Here is a 17,534-nt window from a genome sequence, read left to right as displayed (position 1 = left end):
TCTTATGCCAAACGTGGGTTAACTTTATCTGGGTTGATGTTGTATTTTTTAATCGCTTCTTCAACGACTTTAACATCAATCTCACCACGTTTAGCCAATTCACCTAACGCTGCAACGATGACATACGTTGTATCCACTTCGAAGTGGTGACGCAGGTTCTCACGGCTGTCAGAGCGACCGAAACCGTCAGTACCTAATACACGATACTCACTTGCTGGAACATAAGTACGAATTTGTTCAGCGAACAGTTTCATGTAATCAGTCGATGCAACAGCTGGCGCATCATTCATAACTTGCGCGACATAAGGTACACGTGGAGTTGCTGATGGGTGCAGCATGTTCCAACGCTCACAGTCTTGACCATCACGAGCCAATTCAGTGAATGAGGTTACGCTGTATACGTCAGAACCAATTCCATATTCCGCAGCCAAGATATCTGCAGCTTCACGAACGTGGCGCATCATAGAACCAGAACCTAATAACTGCACTTTGCCTTTCTTGCCTTCAACTGAAGCCAGTTTATAGATACCTTTACGGATACCGTCTTCAACGCCTTCTGGCATTGCGTGCATGTGATAGTTCTCGTTCAGAGTCGTGATGTAGTAGTACACGTTCTCTTGTTTCTCACCATACATACGCTCTAAACCGTCTTGCATGATAACCGCAACTTCGTAAGCGTAAGCTGGGTCATAAGAAATACAGTTAGGGATAGTCAGTGATTGAATATGGCTATGACCATCTTCGTGCTGTAAGCCTTCACCGTTCAGTGTTGTACGACCAGAAGTACCACCGATCAGGAAGCCACGAGCTTGTTGGTCACCTGCTGCCCACATTAAGTCACCAATACGTTGGAAACCAAACATAGAGTAGTAGATATAGAATGGGATCATCGGCAGGTTATTGGTGCTGTATGATGTTGCAGCCGCTAACCATGAAGAGCCCGCACCCAGTTCGTTGATACCTTCTTGCAGGATCTGACCTTTAGAGTCTTCTTTATAGTAAGCAACTTGCTCACGATCTTGCGGAGTATATTGTTGACCTTTCGGGCTATAGATACCAATTTGACGGAACAGACCTTCCATACCGAAAGTACGTGCTTCGTCAGCGATGATTGGAACTAAACGCTCTTTGATCGAGTTGTTTTTCAACATGACATTCAGTGCGCGAACAAATGCGATTGTTGTTGAAATCTCTTTAGATTGTTCTTCCAGTAATTGACTGAAATCTGACAGAGCTGGAATTTCCAGTTTTTCATCAAATTTAGCGCGACGAGCAGGTAAGTAACCACCCAGAGCTTGGCGACGTTCGTGCAGATATTTGTATTCTTCAGAATCTTTATCGAAAGTAATTAATGGCAGTTTTTCGATTTGATCATCAGCAACTGGCACATTGAACTGATCACGGAAGTGGCGAACGCCGTCCATGTTCATTTTCTTAACTTGGTGAGCAATGTTTTTACCTTCTGCTGTTTCACCCATACCATAGCCTTTGATGGTTTGAGCTAAAATAACAGTTGGTTTGCCTTTGGTTTCTTGCGCTTTTTTGAATGCTGCATACACTTTCTTCGGATCGTGACCACCACGGTTCAGCGCCCAAATTTCGTCATCAGTCATATCTTTCACTAATGCAGCCGTTTCTGGGTAACGGTTGAAGAAGTGTTCACGCACATATGCACCATCGCGTGATTTAAATGTTTGATAGTCACCGTCAAGGGTTTCGTTCATCAATTGAACCAGTTTGCCAGTTGTATCTTTACGCAGCAGTTCGTCCCAACGGTCACCCCACATAACTTTGATAACTTGCCAGCCAGCACCACTGAAGATGCCTTCTAATTCGTTAACGATTTTGCCGTTACCTGTTACTGGGCCATCAAGACGTTGCAGGTTACAGTTAATAACGAAGACTAAGTTATCTAATTTATCGCGAGTTGCGATAGTAATTGCACCTTTAGATTCTGGCTCATCCATCTCACCATCACCTAAGAACGCATAAACACGCTGTGCTGAAGTATCTTTCAGACCGCGGTTATCCAAATATTTTAAGAACTTAGCTTGGTAGATAGCATTGATTGGACCCAGCCCCATCGATACAGTTGGGAACTGCCAGAAATCAGGCATTAATTTAGGATGTGGATAAGAAGACAGACCGTTCCCACCAATTTCTTGACGGAAGTTATTCATCTGCTCTTCGGTTAAGCGGCCTTCTAAGAATGCACGCGCATAGATACCAGGGGAGATATGGCCTTGGAAGAAGACTAAATCACCGCCGTCATTATTGTTATGAGCACGGAAGAAGTGGTTGAAGCAAACTTCATATAACGTTGCGGAAGACTGGAATGATGCCATATGACCACCCAGTTCTAAATCCTTTTTAGATGCACGCAGAACAGTCATTACAGCGTTCCAGCGAATTGCAGAACGGATACGGCGTTCTAAATCCATGTTACCAGGGTATGCAGGTTCATCTTCAACAGCAATTGTGTTGATATAATCAGAACTACCAGATGCACCAGCGGCAATGTTAACACCGCCTTTACGTGCTTCGCTTAATACCTGTTCGATAATAAACTGTGCACGATCAACACCTTCTTCACGGATGACCGATTCAATCGCCTGTAGCCAGTCGCGAGTTTCAATCGGATCCACGTCATTTTTTAACATATCTGACATGGTGTATTCCTTATCTGTTATCTATTTTATATGGTTATGTGGAGCCTATCTTCCTGCCATTTTCTTCATGTTAATGAAAACAGCGGGAAGATAGGCCCTGATGTAGTTGCCGCTTTATCTCTAACTAAGAGTACTCACAGTAATGTAGACGCAGCAGTCAGGATCTACACTACCAATTTTAAATCTGGTCTAGATCTGGATGTTGCTGTAAGCGACGTAATGAACGCTCTCGGCGAGTCTGCTCACGCCCAATGTCCAGCAGCAAATCTTCAATAAAAGCAAGATGTCGATGAGACGCTTCTCTCGCTTTTTCAGGTTCCCTTGCGACAATAGCGGAAAAAATCTGTTCTCTATGCTCGCTTACTGCGTTGTACATCTCTTTACGGGTATATAGGAACTCAAAATTCTGACGGATATTTTGCTCTAACATAGGGATCATGCAACGTAGCAAATGTAACAGCACTACATTATGAGCAGCTTCCGTTACAATCAGTTGATACTGTAATACCGCATCTGATTCCGCGTTAAGATCACCACTTTTCTGAGCTGATTTAATCAATTCATAGCTTTGGCGAATACGCTCTAAATCTTCTTCCGTACCACGTAATGCCGCATAGTAAGCAGCGATGCCTTCTAATGCATGACGCGTTTCAAGAAGATCTAATTGAGATTCTGGGTTACCAGCAAGTAATTCGGTCAATGGGTCACTAAAACTTTGCCACATCTGTTTTTGTACAAATGTGCCACCACCTTGACGACGAGATAGAAGACCTTTAGCTTCTAAGGTTTGAATAGCTTCACGCACTGATGGCCTTGAGACATCAAATTGCTTAGCAAGTTCACGTTCAGGAGGCAGCTTTTCGCCGGGGCGTAAAGTCCCCTCGAATATGAGATGCTCAAGCCGTTGCTCGATTACATCTGATAACTTTGGTTGGCGAATTTTACCGTAAGTCATAATCTGCCATTTTCATAGTGAGTAATTATTAATTATCTAGTACCCAGTGTTAATTGGTCATACCAATTATTTTATGGCTTAATAAAGTAACAAAGTATTCACTATCTGTCCATAAAGACCTTGAGCTAAATCATAAAATCCTGCAAGTTTTAACGATTTATTTTAAAAAAAGCATTAATTAATAACCAAGCCTTGATTAAACAACACACAAATTTAACAAAAAACATGACTTTTTATGCTATAAAAATTAAAACTGAACCGTTACAGCTTACCAATTTTCGCATATGTAATCACAAAATACGAATATAAACTCAAGGATTAAACATTGCGCACATTTTTATAAAAAAACGCCATGACTATAGTTAATGATTTGTTAAATTCATAGTTGGCAAAAATATACTTACGTAATTAATCATATGAAAACTGCATACCCATGGTAAAAAAGTATCCCGTCAATATTCAGTACAATTCAATAATCATGAATGTGTGTTCAAAAGACTATGATATCTATGTAGTCATTCATTTTTAGGGGGAAAATTTAAAATCTATCGACCTCCCCCTTATCTTTGTAACCTCACGGTATAGCTTAAATCAGCTCAGACTAGCTTTTAGGTTCAATAAATCGCATTGAGAGGTCTAAAGCCTGAATATGTTTCGTCAATGCGCCTACTGAAATGAAATCAATACCTGTCAGAGCAAACTCTCTGATCGTTTTATCTGTCACATTTCCAGATACTTCTAAAGCGGCTTTACCATCCGTGAGAACAACGGCATCTTTCATCATGTCAGTCGTAAAGTTATCAAGCATAATAATATCCGCTTGAGCTTTAAGAGCCTGTAATAGCTCATCTAGATTTTCGACTTCTACTTCAATAGGAACATCCGAATGAGCTTGGCGAGCAAGCGATACCGCTTGGGAAACAGAGCCCGCTGAAATAATATGATTTTCCTTGATTAAATAAGCATCAGACAAACCTAATCGGTGGTTATACCCGCCGCCCATGAGCACTGCATACTTTAATGCGCTCCGCAAACCAGGGATTGTTTTACGGGTGTCTAATAATTTAGTTCGAGTCCCCTCAAGAAAGGCAACATACTTTGCTGTCACTGTAGAAACCGAAGATAGTGTTTGCACAAAATTCAACGCCGTTCTTTCCCCAGTGAGTAGAATCTGAGAAGGTCCTTGCATCTCACATAATACTTGGTCTGGTGAAACCTTATCGCCGTCTTGAACCTTCCAATCCACTTTAACTTTATTACCGAGTTGGTAAAAAACCTCCTCTAGCCATTTTTGCCCACAAAACACACCGTCTTCACGGGTAATAATTCGAGCTGTGGCTTGGGCCTCTTCATTTAATAGCTGCCCTGTAATGTCCCTTTTATAATCAATGATCTGGCCGAGATCTTCTTTTAAAGCAACACTGACCATAAAAGGAATGTCGGTAATCAATCTTGCCATTAACAATTTACGTCTTTCTTGTTCATCATAGCGTCGTGTAGTCATTATTTACTCCAAAATATGCACCCGTACGGATCTCAACTATGCTAATCTTTCTTAATTACGGGTACTTACAAAAAAGAAAAGAGCATACTATGGATACTGATATGAAAATACATGATGGTTGGTTAAATAATGTGACTCATATCCCTTCCCCACATCATGATGACCGCCCTGAGGGCGAAGAACCTTCACTTCTTGTCATTCACAATATCAGCCTTCCACCGGGACAGTTTGGTGGTCCTTATATTAACCAGCTATTTACTGGCACTTTAAACCCCGAAGAACACCCATTTTTTGATGAAATTAAACATTTACGTGTTTCAGCCCATTGCCTCATCCGTCGTGATGGTGAAATTATTCAATATGTTCCTTTCAACAAGCGTGCATGGCATGCAGGGCAATCTAATTATCGAGGGCGAGAAAAATGTAACGACTTCTCTATTGGCATCGAGTTAGAAGGTACGGATTATGAAGCCTTTACTGAAGCTCAATATATAGCTTTAGCCAAGCTCACTAAGTTACTGATAACTGAATTCCCGCAGATCGAGCAGAATATTACAGGTCATAGCGATATTGCTCCCCATCGAAAAACTGACCCAGGCCCTTACTTTGATTGGCTGCACTATAAAAACACACTCTAAGCTTTCCCAATTAATAATTTTTACGAATTATCCGCCTATTATCTTAGCTAATGAGGGTAACTGCCCCATTAGCACCTATTCCTGATGTGCCTCTATTTATATCAGTCTGACAAACTCATTTTTATTAGAAAAAATATTCTTGGTATATTTTTGCGAGAACGCTCGAAATAAAATGAGACAATTCACCATTTGCAAGATCATTTTACAAAGCCACTCGTAACCTGAATTTTCAATTCGCATTTCCACTAAAAAACTCTTTTATGATGCAACCTCACACTATCAAGGAGGTTTTATTTATGAATCAGAAGGGATTTTCTTTAGTCGAAATCATGGTTGTTATTGCAATTATCTCAATACTCAGCGCTGTCGCCATACCGGGCTATCAAAGCTATATGCAAAGAGCCGCAATGACTGATGTACTACAAACGATCTTGCCTTATAAAAACAGTGTGGAACTGTGCAGCTTTAACCAAGGCCTTTTAGCCAAATGTAATTCAGGAAAAGAAGATATACCGAGCAATATAAAAGGAAAATATCTAAAACAGATTGATGCGAAAGCAGGCGTCATTACCTTTGTTGGTGACAAAACATTAACAGGTCTTACGGGTATTTTGACACCCACTAACTCAACAGCCACATCACCATTTTCATGGAGTATCAGTTGCCAAGCTGATACTAATGCGGATCTAAAAAAACTTTGTGAAAAAACACTGAGCTTCTAATTAAGGGATTAACATGCGGACATCTAGGGAAAGCCATTATATTTTCAAAGAACTCAAAGTGCTTTGTGATAAAAACTATATCGTGATTATCGATTACAACGAAAAAAGGTTATCCATCGCCACGATAGAAAAACTCAATGACAATTTATTATCCACATTACGTTTTATTGCCAGCGTTCCTGTTTGTTATGAAATATGGCCTAAAGAAAAAATTGATCATTATTTCAATCGTCATGTTTTAGAAATCAATGAAGATGAAAATGATTATCAGGCTAATACTATTGAACCTATCAACGTGGCATCTCCTGCCGTTGATTTTGTCGATGATTTATTAAAGATGGCAGTAAGAAAGCGTGCATCTGATATTCACCTTGAACCAACCAAACATAACCTAAAAATTCGCCTTAGAGTGGATGGAAAACTCTACGTTATCCCTTCACCACCTCATGAAATAAACAATGAGGTTATTGCCCGAATAAAAATATTGTCAAAAATGAATATTGCGGAAAAAAGAATACCACAGGATGGACAAATGAATTGGAGCTTTGAGCGAAAGAACTTTAGCATCCGTCTTTCCAGCATGCCCACACTTCATGGCGAGAAATTAGTTCTGAGATTATTAAATACTCAGCTAAAATACTCTCTTGAACAAATTGGGATGTGCCCGACTTTATTACCCCTTTTAAAAAGCACATTACAAAAACCGCAAGGATTGATTCTCGTGACGGGCCCCACTGGTAGCGGGAAAACTGTCACACTTTATAGTGCACTAGAATACCTAAATCAAACATCAAGAAATATATCCACCATTGAAGACCCTATTGAGATCCCCCTTGGGGGGATCAACCAAACACAAGTACACGAAAAATATTCACTTACTTTTGCGTTTATTCTTCGTGCACTACTTCGGCAAGATCCTGATGTTATTATGATTGGTGAAATTAGAGACGAAGAAACTGCTCAAATAGCAGCTCGAGCAGCACAAACAGGGCACCTTGTTCTCTCAACACTTCATACTAATTGTACAGTCAGTGCTATTACACGCATGGAACAACTAGGCGTTGACAGAAATCAACTTCAATCTTGTTTAAAAATGGTTATCGCTCAGCGCTTAGTGAGAAAACTTTGCACATGCTGTAAACAAAAAACGGCACGTATTACTCCGATAAACTCAATGCAGAATATTAACGAATACCACTCTACAGGGTGTGAATACTGTTTTTCTGGATTTATGGGGCGCACTGCAATTTATGAATACCTTGATCAAGCACAGCTCGATTTTATATTAAAAGACAATGGTAAATTAGCTGATAATTTCAAAAATCTATTTCAAGCAAGTCTTGAGCGAGTCGAATCTGGAGAAACAACATTACAGGAAGTTTATTCTGTTATCGGACAAGGAGAGTAAATTAATGTTTGTATATAAATATACTTCACTTGAAAACAATTCGTATATAACTGATAACTTAGTAGCAAAAAATAAACAACAAGCTTTTTTAGATATAATCAAACGAGGCCAAACGCCAATATCCATAAAATTTAAATCTATATTTATATTAGACAAGGAAAATTTAAACTATAGAATTCATTTTTTCCATCAACTAAATATACTATCTTTATCAGGAATCAGTTTATTAAAATGCTTTCAATTACTTCAACTTAATTGCCATTTACCCTTTTGGAAGAACCTCATTAATCAAGCAATCAATGATCTAGAAAAGGGTATTAGTTTTATTAAGAACTTAGAAAATCACCCGCGTATTTTTAATAGTACAATAATTAGCTTAATCGCAATCGCCGAAAAAACGGGAAAATATGATGAAAGCTTTTTGATCATCAAGAATATGCTTGAACATAATCAAAAAACATCAATCTTAATAAAAAAAGCCTTGCGTTACCCAGTTACCCTCGTAGGGTTCTCTAGCCTATTACTTATCATTATGCTGGTTTTTGTCATTCCGCAGTTTGTTGACATTTACGAAAGCTTTCAACAGGAATTACCATCTATAACAAAGGTAGTTATTATCATATCGGATACTCTGATTGAGAATTTTCAATGGATACTATTAACACTATTCACCACTATATTCTTATTTGTTAAATATAGGTCATATGTATCCAGAAAACTGAGCCATTTAATGCAATATCTTCCTTATATCAATAACATCATCAGAGCCAAAAATTTGAACATCTACTTTTTAACATTATCTTCCACATTAAAATCAGGATTACCTCTCATGGAATGCCTTGATTGCTCAACTAAAACGATAGTGCATCATAAATACAAGGAAGAATGTCATGAAATTTATCACTCCGTTCTTAGAGGCGCTTCATTATCTGATGCAATGAAAAATACTCAGCTCTTTCCAAAACTAGTAGTTCAGTTAATTTCCTTGGCGGAAGAATCTGGCAAGCTAGAATATTTTGCAGTATATTTATTTAAGTATTATTCAAGGCAATATAAGACTATTACAGAGCATCATCTTAAGAGCCTTGAACCTATATTACTCTTATTTATAGCTATCATTATCTGCCTAATAATGTTTGCCATGTATTTACCAATATTTAAATTAGGCTCAGTCATTTCTGGAATGTAGCTTATTACATAAAGAAAACAGTTCAATTTAGAGAGTAAAAATAGATTGAAATCACACATATATCCATAACATGATAACTTGACTCAATTGTATACAGACAAATTAAAACTTTCAGTGTAACCTGACTTATTTCACGTAAACTAATGAATCATTTATGTCTTATATCGTTGCCCTCACTGGGGGGATAGGAAGTGGTAAAACAACCGTTGCCAACGAATTTGCTAAACTAGGGGTGCCACTTGTTGATGCTGATGTCATCGCTCGCCAAGTTGTTGAACCTAATACCCCTGCATTGATCAGCATTCAACAGCACTTTGGTCAAGATGTGTTAAACCATGATGGCACTTTAAATAGAGGTTTCTTACGGACAGTTGTTTTTTCCGAGCCTAAGAAAAAAGCGTGGCTAAATGCGCTGCTTCATCCTTTGATACAACAAGAAACGCAGACACAACTTCAGCAGGCTAACTATCCTTATGTTTTATGGGTAATCCCCCTGCTTATTGAAAATAAAATTTCGCATTTAGCAGATCGTGTTCTTGTCGTTGATGTAACAAGAGAAGAACAAATAGAAAGAACGATTAGACGCGATGACACCAGCCTAGAGCATGTTATTAATATATTAAATGCTCAAGTATCTCGAGAAGAAAGGTTGTCATATGCTGACGATATCATCACTAATCATACAGATGATACTGAGCTGCCAAATAAAGTTGCAGAACTACACAAGCAATACCTAGCACTTGCAGCACAAAAAGAATAGGAATGAGCATGAGCGAAAAAATCGAAACAACTTTGGTTACTTATGAATATCCAATGAATGAAAAAATTCGTTCTTGGCTGCGGCTTGAAACATTATTAATGCAAATCTATGAACAGAGCCATATAACCTCCTACTCCTCTGGAATCGCCTTTTTCCGCTCTGTTTCTGAACTGATTGAAATATTGGATAGAGGTGAAGTTCGCTCAGACCTTATCAAAGAACTCGAAAGACAAAAAAGTAGGCTACTCAGTTGGGCTGATGCTCCAAATGTTGATAAAACATTAATCACCTCTCTTTTAAATGACCTAACACCGAAAATAAGCAGTTTAATGTCTGCACCTCGATTTGGCCATCAACTACGCAATGATAAAATTATTAGCATGGTTCGCCAACGTCTCAGTATTCCCGGTGGATGCTGTAACTTTGATTTACCCACCCTTCAACTGTGGTTAAATATCCCTCAATCAGATAGAGATAATGAAATAAAAAGCTGGCTAAATAGTTTAGACCCTCTACAAGATGCCTTAAAAACCGCGTTATTACTCATCCGCCAGAATGGCAGTTTTGAACCGGCCGAATCTCACAATGGTTTTTTCCAAGGTAATGTCGAAGGAAAAGAGCTTTTGCGTATTAAATTATCACCAGAGCATTTGATATACCCTCAAATTTCAGGGCATAAAACGCGTTTTGCCTTACGTTTTCTTCATATCGATAGTGAGAATGGTATACTCCCAGACGTAATTCATTTTCAGTTAGCCTGTTGTTAGTTTGAGAGTCGATGTATGAATGAAATTATTGAAGTCAATTGTCCGACTTGCCAAAAAGTCGTGACTTGGAATGAATCCAGCCCTTTTCGTCCATTTTGCAGTAAGAGATGTCAATTGATTGATCTAGGCGAGTGGGCCGCCGAAGAAAAACGCATTGAAAGCCAAGGTGATATTTCCGATAGCGATAATTGGAGTGAAGCACCTGAGCATTAATTTCACTTTATCTGTATTGATAATGAAAATAGCCAAATCTCTGCATTAGGCTATTTTCATTCTTCATTACAGACGACTGGTTGTTATGCGCCCTTAATCAGCATATCAACAATTACGCGATTAGCAGGTGGAAACTCTTCAGCAATTAAGCTTTGCTGCTCAATCCAACGTGATTTTTGCCCTTCTTTACCATAAGGGTCATTTTTCCAGCCTGAAACCATAAAGAAATAGAGCGTAATAAATCTATCGTCAAATTCATGATCAACTTGATGGTATAGATCGCAGTCAGTCACCGCAATACCCACTTCTTCTTCCAATTCACGGATCAGTGCGTCCTTCGGGTCTTCCCCCTTTTCTAGCTTCCCACCAGGAAATTCCCAAAACCCAGCCATGTGAGTACCTTCTGGTCGCTGAGTAATAAAAATATGTTGCTGAGCATTACGAATGATCCCAGCGGCAATATGCAGATGTTTTTTTTCCATAATTTCTTCACTAAAAAGGCGGGTTTCCCCGCCTTTATTGATTATTTACTGAATTCTAAATTAATTTAAGCGGCCATGGCACTGCTTGTATTTTTTACCAGAACCACAAGGGCATGGATCATTACGACCAATTTTATTACCTTGGGTTGCAATCTTCGCTTCTGCTTCTGTCATTAGCGATTCAGCTTCAGCCTCATGGCTTAAATGCTGTTTCTTCGCCAAACGTTCAGCTTCTTCACGACGTTGCTGCTCTAATGCTTCAACTTCTTCCGGTAAACGTACTTGTACTTTTGACAAGGTACTGATCACTTCATATTTCAATGCTTCCAACATATTGGCAAACATACTGAAGGACTCACGTTTGTATTCTTGTTTTGGATCTTTTTGCGCATAGCCACGTAAATGGATACCTTGACGTAAATAGTCCATGGAAGCTAAATGCTCTTTCCATAATGTATCCAGCGTTTGCAACATAACGCCTTTTTCGAAATTACGCATTGCTTCAGAGCTAACGATCTCTTCTTTACGTTGGTAAATTTCAATCGCTTTTTCCATGATACGTTCGCGCAAAGTTTCTTCGTGAAGTTCAGGCTCTTTGTCTAACCACTCTTGAATTGGTAAGTCGAGGTCAAAATCGTTCACTAAACGTTTTTGCAGACCATCAATGTCCCACATTTCTTCCAGTGATTGAGGCGGAATATATGCATCAATAATAGTGGTAAAGACATCTTCACGAATGCTGTCTACGGTTTCTTTAATATCGCCGCCATCCAGCAGTTCATTACGCTGGGTATAGATAGCGCGACGTTGGTCACTTGCCACATCATCATATTCAAGTAATTGTTTACGAATATCAAAGTTACGGCTTTCAACTTTACGCTGTGCGTTAGCAATTGCTTTAGTGACCCATGGATGTTCAATAGCTTCGCCCGGTTTCATACCCAGTTTTTTCATCATGCCCGTAACACGGTCTGATGCGAAGATACGCATTAAAGCATCTTCCATAGACAGATAGAAACGTGATGAACCAGCATCACCTTGACGTCCCGCACGACCACGTAACTGGTTATCGATACGGCGAGATTCATGACGCTCTGTACCGATGATATGTAAACCGCCAGCCGCTAACACTTCATCGTGACGAATTTTCCAGTTCGCTTTGATTTCATCAATTTGTTCTTGCGTTGGGTTCTCTAGCGCAGCCACTTCTGACTGCCAGCTTCCCCCTAACATGATATCGGTACCACGACCCGCCATGTTAGTTGCGATGGTTACAGCGCTTTTTTGCCCCGCGTTAGCAATAATATCAGCTTCCATTGCGTGAAATTTCGCATTCAATACGTTATGAGCAATTTTTGCTTTAGTCAGCGCATGAGAAATTAATTCAGATTTTTCAATCGAAATGGTACCGACCAGAACTGGCTGACCTTTGGACGTTTTATCACGAATATCTTCAATAATTGCTTCAAATTTGTCTGCTTCAGTCATATAGACTAAATCAGGCATATCCTTACGAACCATTGGACGGTTAGTTGGGATAACAATCGTATCCAGTTTATAGATAGAGCTAAATTCGAATGCTTCGGTATCTGCTGTACCCGTCATACCCGCTAATTTTTCGTATAAGCGGAAATAGTTCTGGAAAGTGATAGATGCCAATGTTTGGTTTTCATTATGAATTTCAACACCTTCTTTTGCTTCAACAGCTTGGTGCAGACCATCAGACCAACGACGCCCTTCCATTGTACGACCAGTATGTTCGTCGACAATAATGACTTGGTTATCTTTAACAATATAGTCAACATCACGAGTAAACAGTGCATGTGCACGTAAACCTGCCATGACGTGGTGCATCAGCATAATGTTTGATGGTGAATAAAGCGACTCGCCTTCATCCATTAAACCAGCTTTTGCCAGTAATTCTTCAACCAGAACCAGACCGCGCTCTGTAATTGTTACCTGGCGAGATTTTTCATCAACTGAGAAGTGACCTTCACCTTGGAAAGTGTCTGAGTCTTCTTTTTCTTGGCGAACAAGTTTCGGGATCAGTTTGTCCACTTTGATGTACAGATCCGAGCTATCTTCTGCTGGGCCTGAAATGATCAGTGGCGTACGCGCTTCATCGATAAGGATAGAGTCCACCTCATCCACTAATGCGTAATGCAGTTTACGTTGAACGCGATCTTCTGGGCTAAATGCCATGTTGTCACGTAAATAGTCAAAACCAAATTCGTTGTTAGTACCGTAAGTAATGTCTTCCGCATAAGCTTGACGCTTTGCAGGTGGAGCCATACCCGATAAGTTAATACCCACGGTTAAGCCTAAAAACTCGAATAATGGGCGGTTATTTTCCGCATCTCGTTTTGCTAGGTAGTCGTTCACGGTAACAACGTGAACCCCTTTGCCTGATAATGCGTTAATGTATGCTGGCAGCGTTGCAGTCAGTGTTTTACCTTCACCTGTACGCATTTCTGCGATGCAACGTTCGTTCAGAACCATACCACCGATTAACTGAACGTCGAAATGACGCATACCGAATACACGTTTACTTGCTTCACGCACTGTCGCAAACGCTTCAGGGATCATATTTTCAATGCTTTCGCCTTGCTTTAAACGCTCACGAAATTCTGCGGTTTTGGCTTTCAGCTCGTCATCCGATAATTTCTCAAACTCCGGCTCTAGCTGGTTAATTTTTTCCACTTCTTTACGCAGACGGCGCAGAGTACGGTCATTACGGCTACCAAATACTTTGGTTAATAGTTTAGTTAACATATTTTTTCTCAGGTAAATCAATTAATTATTTGAATCGGTGATTTTTGATACGATGAAAAGCGTCCCAATGGCAGGCTTTACATCGTTAAATGGATTTAGGCGAAAAAGGGTCCAGCCCGAATGCCATGTACCTGAGCAACCCAAATCGCGGGCTGATAAACAGTAAAGAGAGGGTAGATATGTTCGCTAGCTTGAGTCGTTGCCACATCCCATTGTAAAGATCGCTGCGCCAACATCGCGTACAGCGTATCTAACATTAATTGAGGGGCAAATAGCGTCTCTTTTTGTAGCTTACTTTTGTCGGTATCTTCATCTTCAGTTGCTGAAAAGGCAAAAGTCAGTTGGCGAATAACATTACGTACCGCATGTTGCTGCCAGTAATTGACTGAGTAAGAAGACGAGGATGAAGAGCGTTGGGAGTTCTGCTGTGCAAATAAGTTATCGAAAGCATTTACAGCTTGGCTTTGTCGATTCGCTGGCGCAGAATTAACTTGAGTTTGCTGAGATTCTGATAAGGCATTTAAAATTGTAGGCAAGCCAACACCCGTAGCCACAACACCTAATAACAGGTGGGACCAAAAGTATCGTCTACCTAAATGCCGCCAAAAATTTAAAATGCCCATCAAACTCTTATATAATTTATAGATTAAAGTATGATTCCCAATTATGTTCTGACATCTTTAGCAATCGCGTAAAATGAGAGTTCACAATGAGAGATAGTCATCCACAAGCACTTTTCGATGTTCTCGAAGATTCTCTGGCGAAAACATCAAACACTTTACAAACTATTCAGCGAAATGCAAAAGCTATTCTAAAATTGAATCGTGTTGTAAAAAGCTTGCTGCCAGCAGAAATTAAACCCATGTGTCGAGTGGCAAACTACCGTAATAACATTATGGTTATCGAAGTGGCTAATGCCAGTTGGATGACCCGCCTTAATTACGAGAAAATGAATCTTACTTCTGCATTAAGGTCGTCTATTCTACCATCTTTATCTTCCATCGACATCAGAATCAACCCCGATCTTATACGAAAATCTAAGCAAAATAGCTCATTGAATAAGCAATCAGTGAGTCAAAAAGAAAATCGTAATCAAAGACAGATTAGTACGCAGACCGCAGAGCAGTTATTAAGATTAGCGAAAAAGAGTCCGAAGGGATTAAAAGAGAAGTTTGAGCGGCTGGCTGCATTAGCCGGAGAGAGTACTAATGCAACCAACAGAAAAGGCTAACCCTGGCAGGCAGGAGATAGCCGCATAATAGAAACTATTATGCGAATACAGTCGAAGGCGCTTTGAATGCCAGAGGTAATTCAGCTTCGTCTTCAAAGGTGACCAGATCCCAAGCAGACTCTTTAGCCAGAACCGCTTGCAGCAATTTGTTATTCAATGCGTGACCAGACTTGAATGCAGTGAATGCACCAATAATGTTATGTCCACACATGAATAAGTCACCAATTGCATCGAGCATTTTGTGACGAACGAATTCATCTTCAAAGCGTAAACCATCTTCGTTGAGCACTTTATAGTCATCAACGACGATAGCACAGTCAAAACTACCGCCTAAGCATAGGCCTTTCGATTGCAGATATTCAATGTCACGCATGAAACCGAAAGTACGCGCGCGGCTAATTTGGTTTACAAAAGATTCCGCAGAGAAATCCATTGCATAGCGTTGCGTGCTGCTATCAATCGCAGGGTGTTGGAAATCAATAGTGAAATCAAGGCTAAAGCCATTGTATGGGGACATTTCTGCCCACTTATCACCATCTTCAACACGTACAGTTTCTTTAATGCGTAAGAATTTCTTCGCACAATTTAATTCTTCAATACCGCCATCTAGCAGTAAGAAAACAAACGGTGCAGCACTGCCATCCATAATCGGGATTTCAGGCGCATTGACTTCAATAACAATGTTATCGATGCCTAATCCTGCTAAAGCAGCATTCAAATGTTCAACCGTCGAAATACGTACGTTATCTTCGTTGACTAAGCAAGTACATAACATAGTATCGCGAACTGATTTCGCATCTGCCGGAAAATCTACAGGTGGATTAAGGTCAGTACGACGGTAGATGACCCCGGTATTGGCCGGTGCCGGACGTAAAGTAAGCGTAACTTTCTTGCCGGTATGTAAACCAACACCAGTCGCTTTAATAATACGTTTAAGTGTCCGTTGTTTGATCATCGTATTTTCTCGCAATGTTATAAGTCCTACTGGCTATCTTAATTGATAACCAGTAGAAAATTTTAGCACAAAAAGCGGAAAAACCAATCTAATTAAAAATTAATCGGCCTGTTTACGCAAGAAAGCTGGGATATCTAAGTAATCCGGCTCTTTATTTACTTGTGTATTTTGGTCGTTAACGGCTTTTGCAGCTGGTTTTTCATCATTTAATGAAGACATACTATTTTGCATTTGCTGATAGCGTTGCTCCATAGAAGCTTGCTGAGACATTTTATTGCTGACTAAAGTAATTTCTGGACGTTTGTCCATACCAATACCTGTAGCAACAACAGTCACGCGCAATTCTTCATGCATTTCAGGGTCTAAAGAGGTACCGATTACGACAGTCGCATTATCCGATGCGAATGCACGAATGGTATTACCCACTGTTTCAAACTCATCCAAGCGCAGGTCAAAACCAGCAGTGATGTTAACCAGAACACCACGCGCGCCAGACAGGTCGATATCTTCCAGAAGTGGGCTAGAAATTGCCATTTCAGCAGCTTCTTCCGCTCTATCTTCGCCACGAGCCACACCAGAACCCATCATCGCGTAGCCCATTTCTGACATCACGGTACGTACGTCAGCAAAGTCCACGTTCATTAAACCTGGGCGAGTGATCAGCTCAGCGATACCTTGAACTGCACCTTTTAATACGTCGTTAGCCGCACCAAAAGCATCCAGTAAAGAGATACCACGACCAAGTACTTTCAGTAACTTGTCGTTAGGAATAGTGATCAGCGAGTCAACGTGCTTAGACAGCTCAGTGATACCCGCTTCCGCGAATGCCATACGTTTTTTGCCTTCGAAATTGAATGGCTTAGTCACGACAGCAACGGTTAGGATACCTAATTCTTTAGCAACTTCAGCAACGACTGGTGCTGCACCAGTACCCGTGCCACCGCCCATACCTGCAGCGATGAACACCATATCTGCGCCATCAAGAGCATTGCGCAGTGCTTCACGGTCTTCTTCCGCCGCATTACGGCCAACTTCTGGGTTTGCACCCGCACCCAGACCTTTAGTAATACCTGTACCGATCTGAATGGTTTGTCCGACTGCGGTTTTACGCAGGGCTTGTGCATCGGTGTTGACTGCAAAGAATTCAACACCCTCAATGCGCTCGCGTACCATGTGTTCAACGGCATTTCCGCCGCCGCCGCCAACGCCGATGACTTTAATCACCGCATCGTTGGTTAGCTCCATTGGTTCAAACATAATGTCTCTCCG

16 protein-coding genes are annotated in these 17,534 nt (G+C 40.4%); 8 read left to right on the top strand and 8 right to left on the bottom strand.

Going from position 1 to position 17,534, the window contains the following annotated elements:
• Positions 1-2 precede the first annotated feature (2 nt).
• The 3 genes from aceE to nadC form a co-directional block, all read right to left on the bottom strand.
• Positions 3-2,669, bottom strand: coding sequence for a pyruvate dehydrogenase (acetyl-transferring), homodimeric type (gene aceE / locus GKR48_RS05685; protein WP_154602547.1), 2,667 nt, complete (start codon positions 2,667-2,669; stop codon positions 3-5).
• A gap of 178 nt (positions 2,670-2,847) precedes the next feature.
• Entirely contained in the window at positions 2,848-3,624 is a 777-nt protein-coding gene (pdhR, locus tag GKR48_RS05680; protein ID WP_154602546.1) for a pyruvate dehydrogenase complex transcriptional repressor PdhR, read from the bottom strand.
• Between the two features lie 601 nt (positions 3,625-4,225).
• A complete protein-coding gene (gene nadC / locus GKR48_RS05675; RefSeq protein WP_154627356.1) occupies positions 4,226-5,128 on the bottom strand; it encodes a carboxylating nicotinate-nucleotide diphosphorylase in 903 nt (300 codons plus the stop codon).
• A 101-nt stretch (positions 5,129-5,229) separates the two neighbouring features.
• Here nadC and ampD point away from each other — a divergent pair, with 101 nt between their 5' ends.
• The 7 genes from ampD (at position 5,230) to yacG (ending at position 10,825) form a co-directional block, all read left to right on the top strand.
• Positions 5,230-5,766 carry a 1,6-anhydro-N-acetylmuramyl-L-alanine amidase AmpD gene (gene ampD, locus GKR48_RS05670; RefSeq protein ID WP_154627355.1) on the top strand — a complete coding sequence of 179 codons (537 nt, stop codon included), beginning with the start codon at positions 5,230-5,232 and terminating at the stop codon, positions 5,764-5,766.
• Positions 5,767-6,062: 296 nt separating this feature from the next.
• Entirely contained in the window at positions 6,063-6,488 is a 426-nt protein-coding gene (gene ppdD / locus GKR48_RS05665; RefSeq protein ID WP_154627354.1) for a prepilin peptidase-dependent pilin, read from the top strand.
• Positions 6,489-6,501: 13 nt separating this feature from the next.
• A complete protein-coding gene (locus tag GKR48_RS05660) occupies positions 6,502-7,896 on the top strand; it encodes a GspE/PulE family protein (RefSeq protein WP_154627353.1) in 1,395 nt (464 codons plus the stop codon).
• Between the two features lie 4 nt (positions 7,897-7,900).
• Positions 7,901-9,085 (top strand): type II secretion system F family protein, encoded by a 1,185-nt coding sequence (locus GKR48_RS05655; protein ID WP_154627352.1) that lies wholly within the window; start codon positions 7,901-7,903, stop codon positions 9,083-9,085.
• Between the two features lie 154 nt (positions 9,086-9,239).
• Positions 9,240-9,845 (top strand): dephospho-CoA kinase, encoded by a 606-nt coding sequence (coaE, locus tag GKR48_RS05650; RefSeq protein ID WP_154627351.1) that lies wholly within the window; start codon positions 9,240-9,242, stop codon positions 9,843-9,845.
• Between the two features lie 8 nt (positions 9,846-9,853).
• Positions 9,854-10,612 (top strand): cell division protein ZapD, encoded by a 759-nt coding sequence (gene zapD, locus GKR48_RS05645; RefSeq protein ID WP_154602539.1) that lies wholly within the window; start codon positions 9,854-9,856, stop codon positions 10,610-10,612.
• Between the two features lie 15 nt (positions 10,613-10,627).
• A complete protein-coding gene (gene yacG, locus GKR48_RS05640) occupies positions 10,628-10,825 on the top strand; it encodes a DNA gyrase inhibitor YacG (RefSeq protein ID WP_132495795.1) in 198 nt (65 codons plus the stop codon).
• Positions 10,826-10,908: 83 nt separating this feature from the next.
• Here the strand turns inward: yacG and mutT are convergent, their stop codons facing one another.
• From mutT to secM, 3 genes are all read right to left on the bottom strand, one after another.
• Positions 10,909-11,307 carry an 8-oxo-dGTP diphosphatase MutT gene (gene mutT / locus GKR48_RS05635; protein WP_154627350.1) on the bottom strand — a complete coding sequence of 133 codons (399 nt, stop codon included), beginning with the start codon at positions 11,305-11,307 and terminating at the stop codon, positions 10,909-10,911.
• A gap of 60 nt (positions 11,308-11,367) precedes the next feature.
• Complete coding sequence (gene secA / locus GKR48_RS05630; protein WP_154627349.1) at positions 11,368-14,079, bottom strand: preprotein translocase subunit SecA; 2,712 nt, start codon at positions 14,077-14,079, stop codon at positions 11,368-11,370.
• 95 nt (positions 14,080-14,174) lie between these two features.
• A complete protein-coding gene (secM, locus tag GKR48_RS05625; RefSeq protein ID WP_154602537.1) occupies positions 14,175-14,702 on the bottom strand; it encodes a secA translation cis-regulator SecM in 528 nt (175 codons plus the stop codon).
• 86 nt (positions 14,703-14,788) lie between these two features.
• Between secM and GKR48_RS05620 the strand changes: the two genes are divergently transcribed.
• Positions 14,789-15,310, top strand: a complete 522-nt coding sequence (locus GKR48_RS05620) for a DUF721 domain-containing protein (RefSeq protein ID WP_154627348.1) — start codon at positions 14,789-14,791, stop codon at positions 15,308-15,310.
• 37 nt (positions 15,311-15,347) lie between these two features.
• On the opposite strand, the gene lpxC is transcribed toward GKR48_RS05620, so the two are convergent.
• The gene (gene lpxC / locus GKR48_RS05615; RefSeq protein ID WP_006660764.1) at positions 15,348-16,265 is read right to left on the bottom strand and encodes a UDP-3-O-acyl-N-acetylglucosamine deacetylase; all 918 of its coding nucleotides are present in this window, start codon (positions 16,263-16,265) and stop codon (positions 15,348-15,350) included.
• A gap of 99 nt (positions 16,266-16,364) precedes the next feature.
• The gene (gene ftsZ, locus GKR48_RS05610; RefSeq protein ID WP_036951193.1) at positions 16,365-17,522 is read right to left on the bottom strand and encodes a cell division protein FtsZ; all 1,158 of its coding nucleotides are present in this window, start codon (positions 17,520-17,522) and stop codon (positions 16,365-16,367) included.
• Between the last annotated feature and the right edge of the window lie 12 nt (positions 17,523-17,534).

It is taken from the genome of Providencia sp. wls1943, assembly GCF_009706275.1.
In the GTDB taxonomy this organism is placed as follows: domain Bacteria; phylum Pseudomonadota; class Gammaproteobacteria; order Enterobacterales; family Enterobacteriaceae; genus Providencia; species Providencia zhijiangensis.
Note: the sequence above shows the minus strand (reverse complement) of the source record. Positions and strands in the feature narration are given on the sequence as shown.

Coding starts and splice junctions, on each gene's coding strand:
- lpxC (WP_006660764.1), bottom strand. CDS start 16,265: ATGATCAAACAACGGACACTTAAACGTATTATTAAAGCGACTGGTGTT.
- secM (WP_154602537.1), bottom strand. CDS start 14,702: ATGGGCATTTTAAATTTTTGGCGGCATTTAGGTAGACGATACTTTTGG.
- ppdD (WP_154627354.1), top strand. CDS start 6,063: ATGAATCAGAAGGGATTTTCTTTAGTCGAAATCATGGTTGTTATTGCA.
- ampD (WP_154627355.1), top strand. CDS start 5,230: ATGAAAATACATGATGGTTGGTTAAATAATGTGACTCATATCCCTTCC.
- mutT (WP_154627350.1), bottom strand. CDS start 11,307: ATGGAAAAAAAACATCTGCATATTGCCGCTGGGATCATTCGTAATGCT.
- secA (WP_154627349.1), bottom strand. CDS start 14,079: ATGTTAACTAAACTATTAACCAAAGTATTTGGTAGCCGTAATGACCGT.
- coaE (WP_154627351.1), top strand. CDS start 9,240: ATGTCTTATATCGTTGCCCTCACTGGGGGGATAGGAAGTGGTAAAACA.
- GKR48_RS05660 (WP_154627353.1), top strand. CDS start 6,502: ATGCGGACATCTAGGGAAAGCCATTATATTTTCAAAGAACTCAAAGTG.
- aceE (WP_154602547.1), bottom strand. CDS start 2,669: ATGTCAGATATGTTAAAAAATGACGTGGATCCGATTGAAACTCGCGAC.
- GKR48_RS05620 (WP_154627348.1), top strand. CDS start 14,789: ATGAGAGATAGTCATCCACAAGCACTTTTCGATGTTCTCGAAGATTCT.
- GKR48_RS05655 (WP_154627352.1), top strand. CDS start 7,901: ATGTTTGTATATAAATATACTTCACTTGAAAACAATTCGTATATAACT.
- nadC (WP_154627356.1), bottom strand. CDS start 5,128: ATGACTACACGACGCTATGATGAACAAGAAAGACGTAAATTGTTAATG.
- zapD (WP_154602539.1), top strand. CDS start 9,854: ATGAGCGAAAAAATCGAAACAACTTTGGTTACTTATGAATATCCAATG.
- pdhR (WP_154602546.1), bottom strand. CDS start 3,624: ATGACTTACGGTAAAATTCGCCAACCAAAGTTATCAGATGTAATCGAG.
- ftsZ (WP_036951193.1), bottom strand. CDS start 17,522: ATGTTTGAACCAATGGAGCTAACCAACGATGCGGTGATTAAAGTCATC.
- yacG (WP_132495795.1), top strand. CDS start 10,628: ATGAATGAAATTATTGAAGTCAATTGTCCGACTTGCCAAAAAGTCGTG.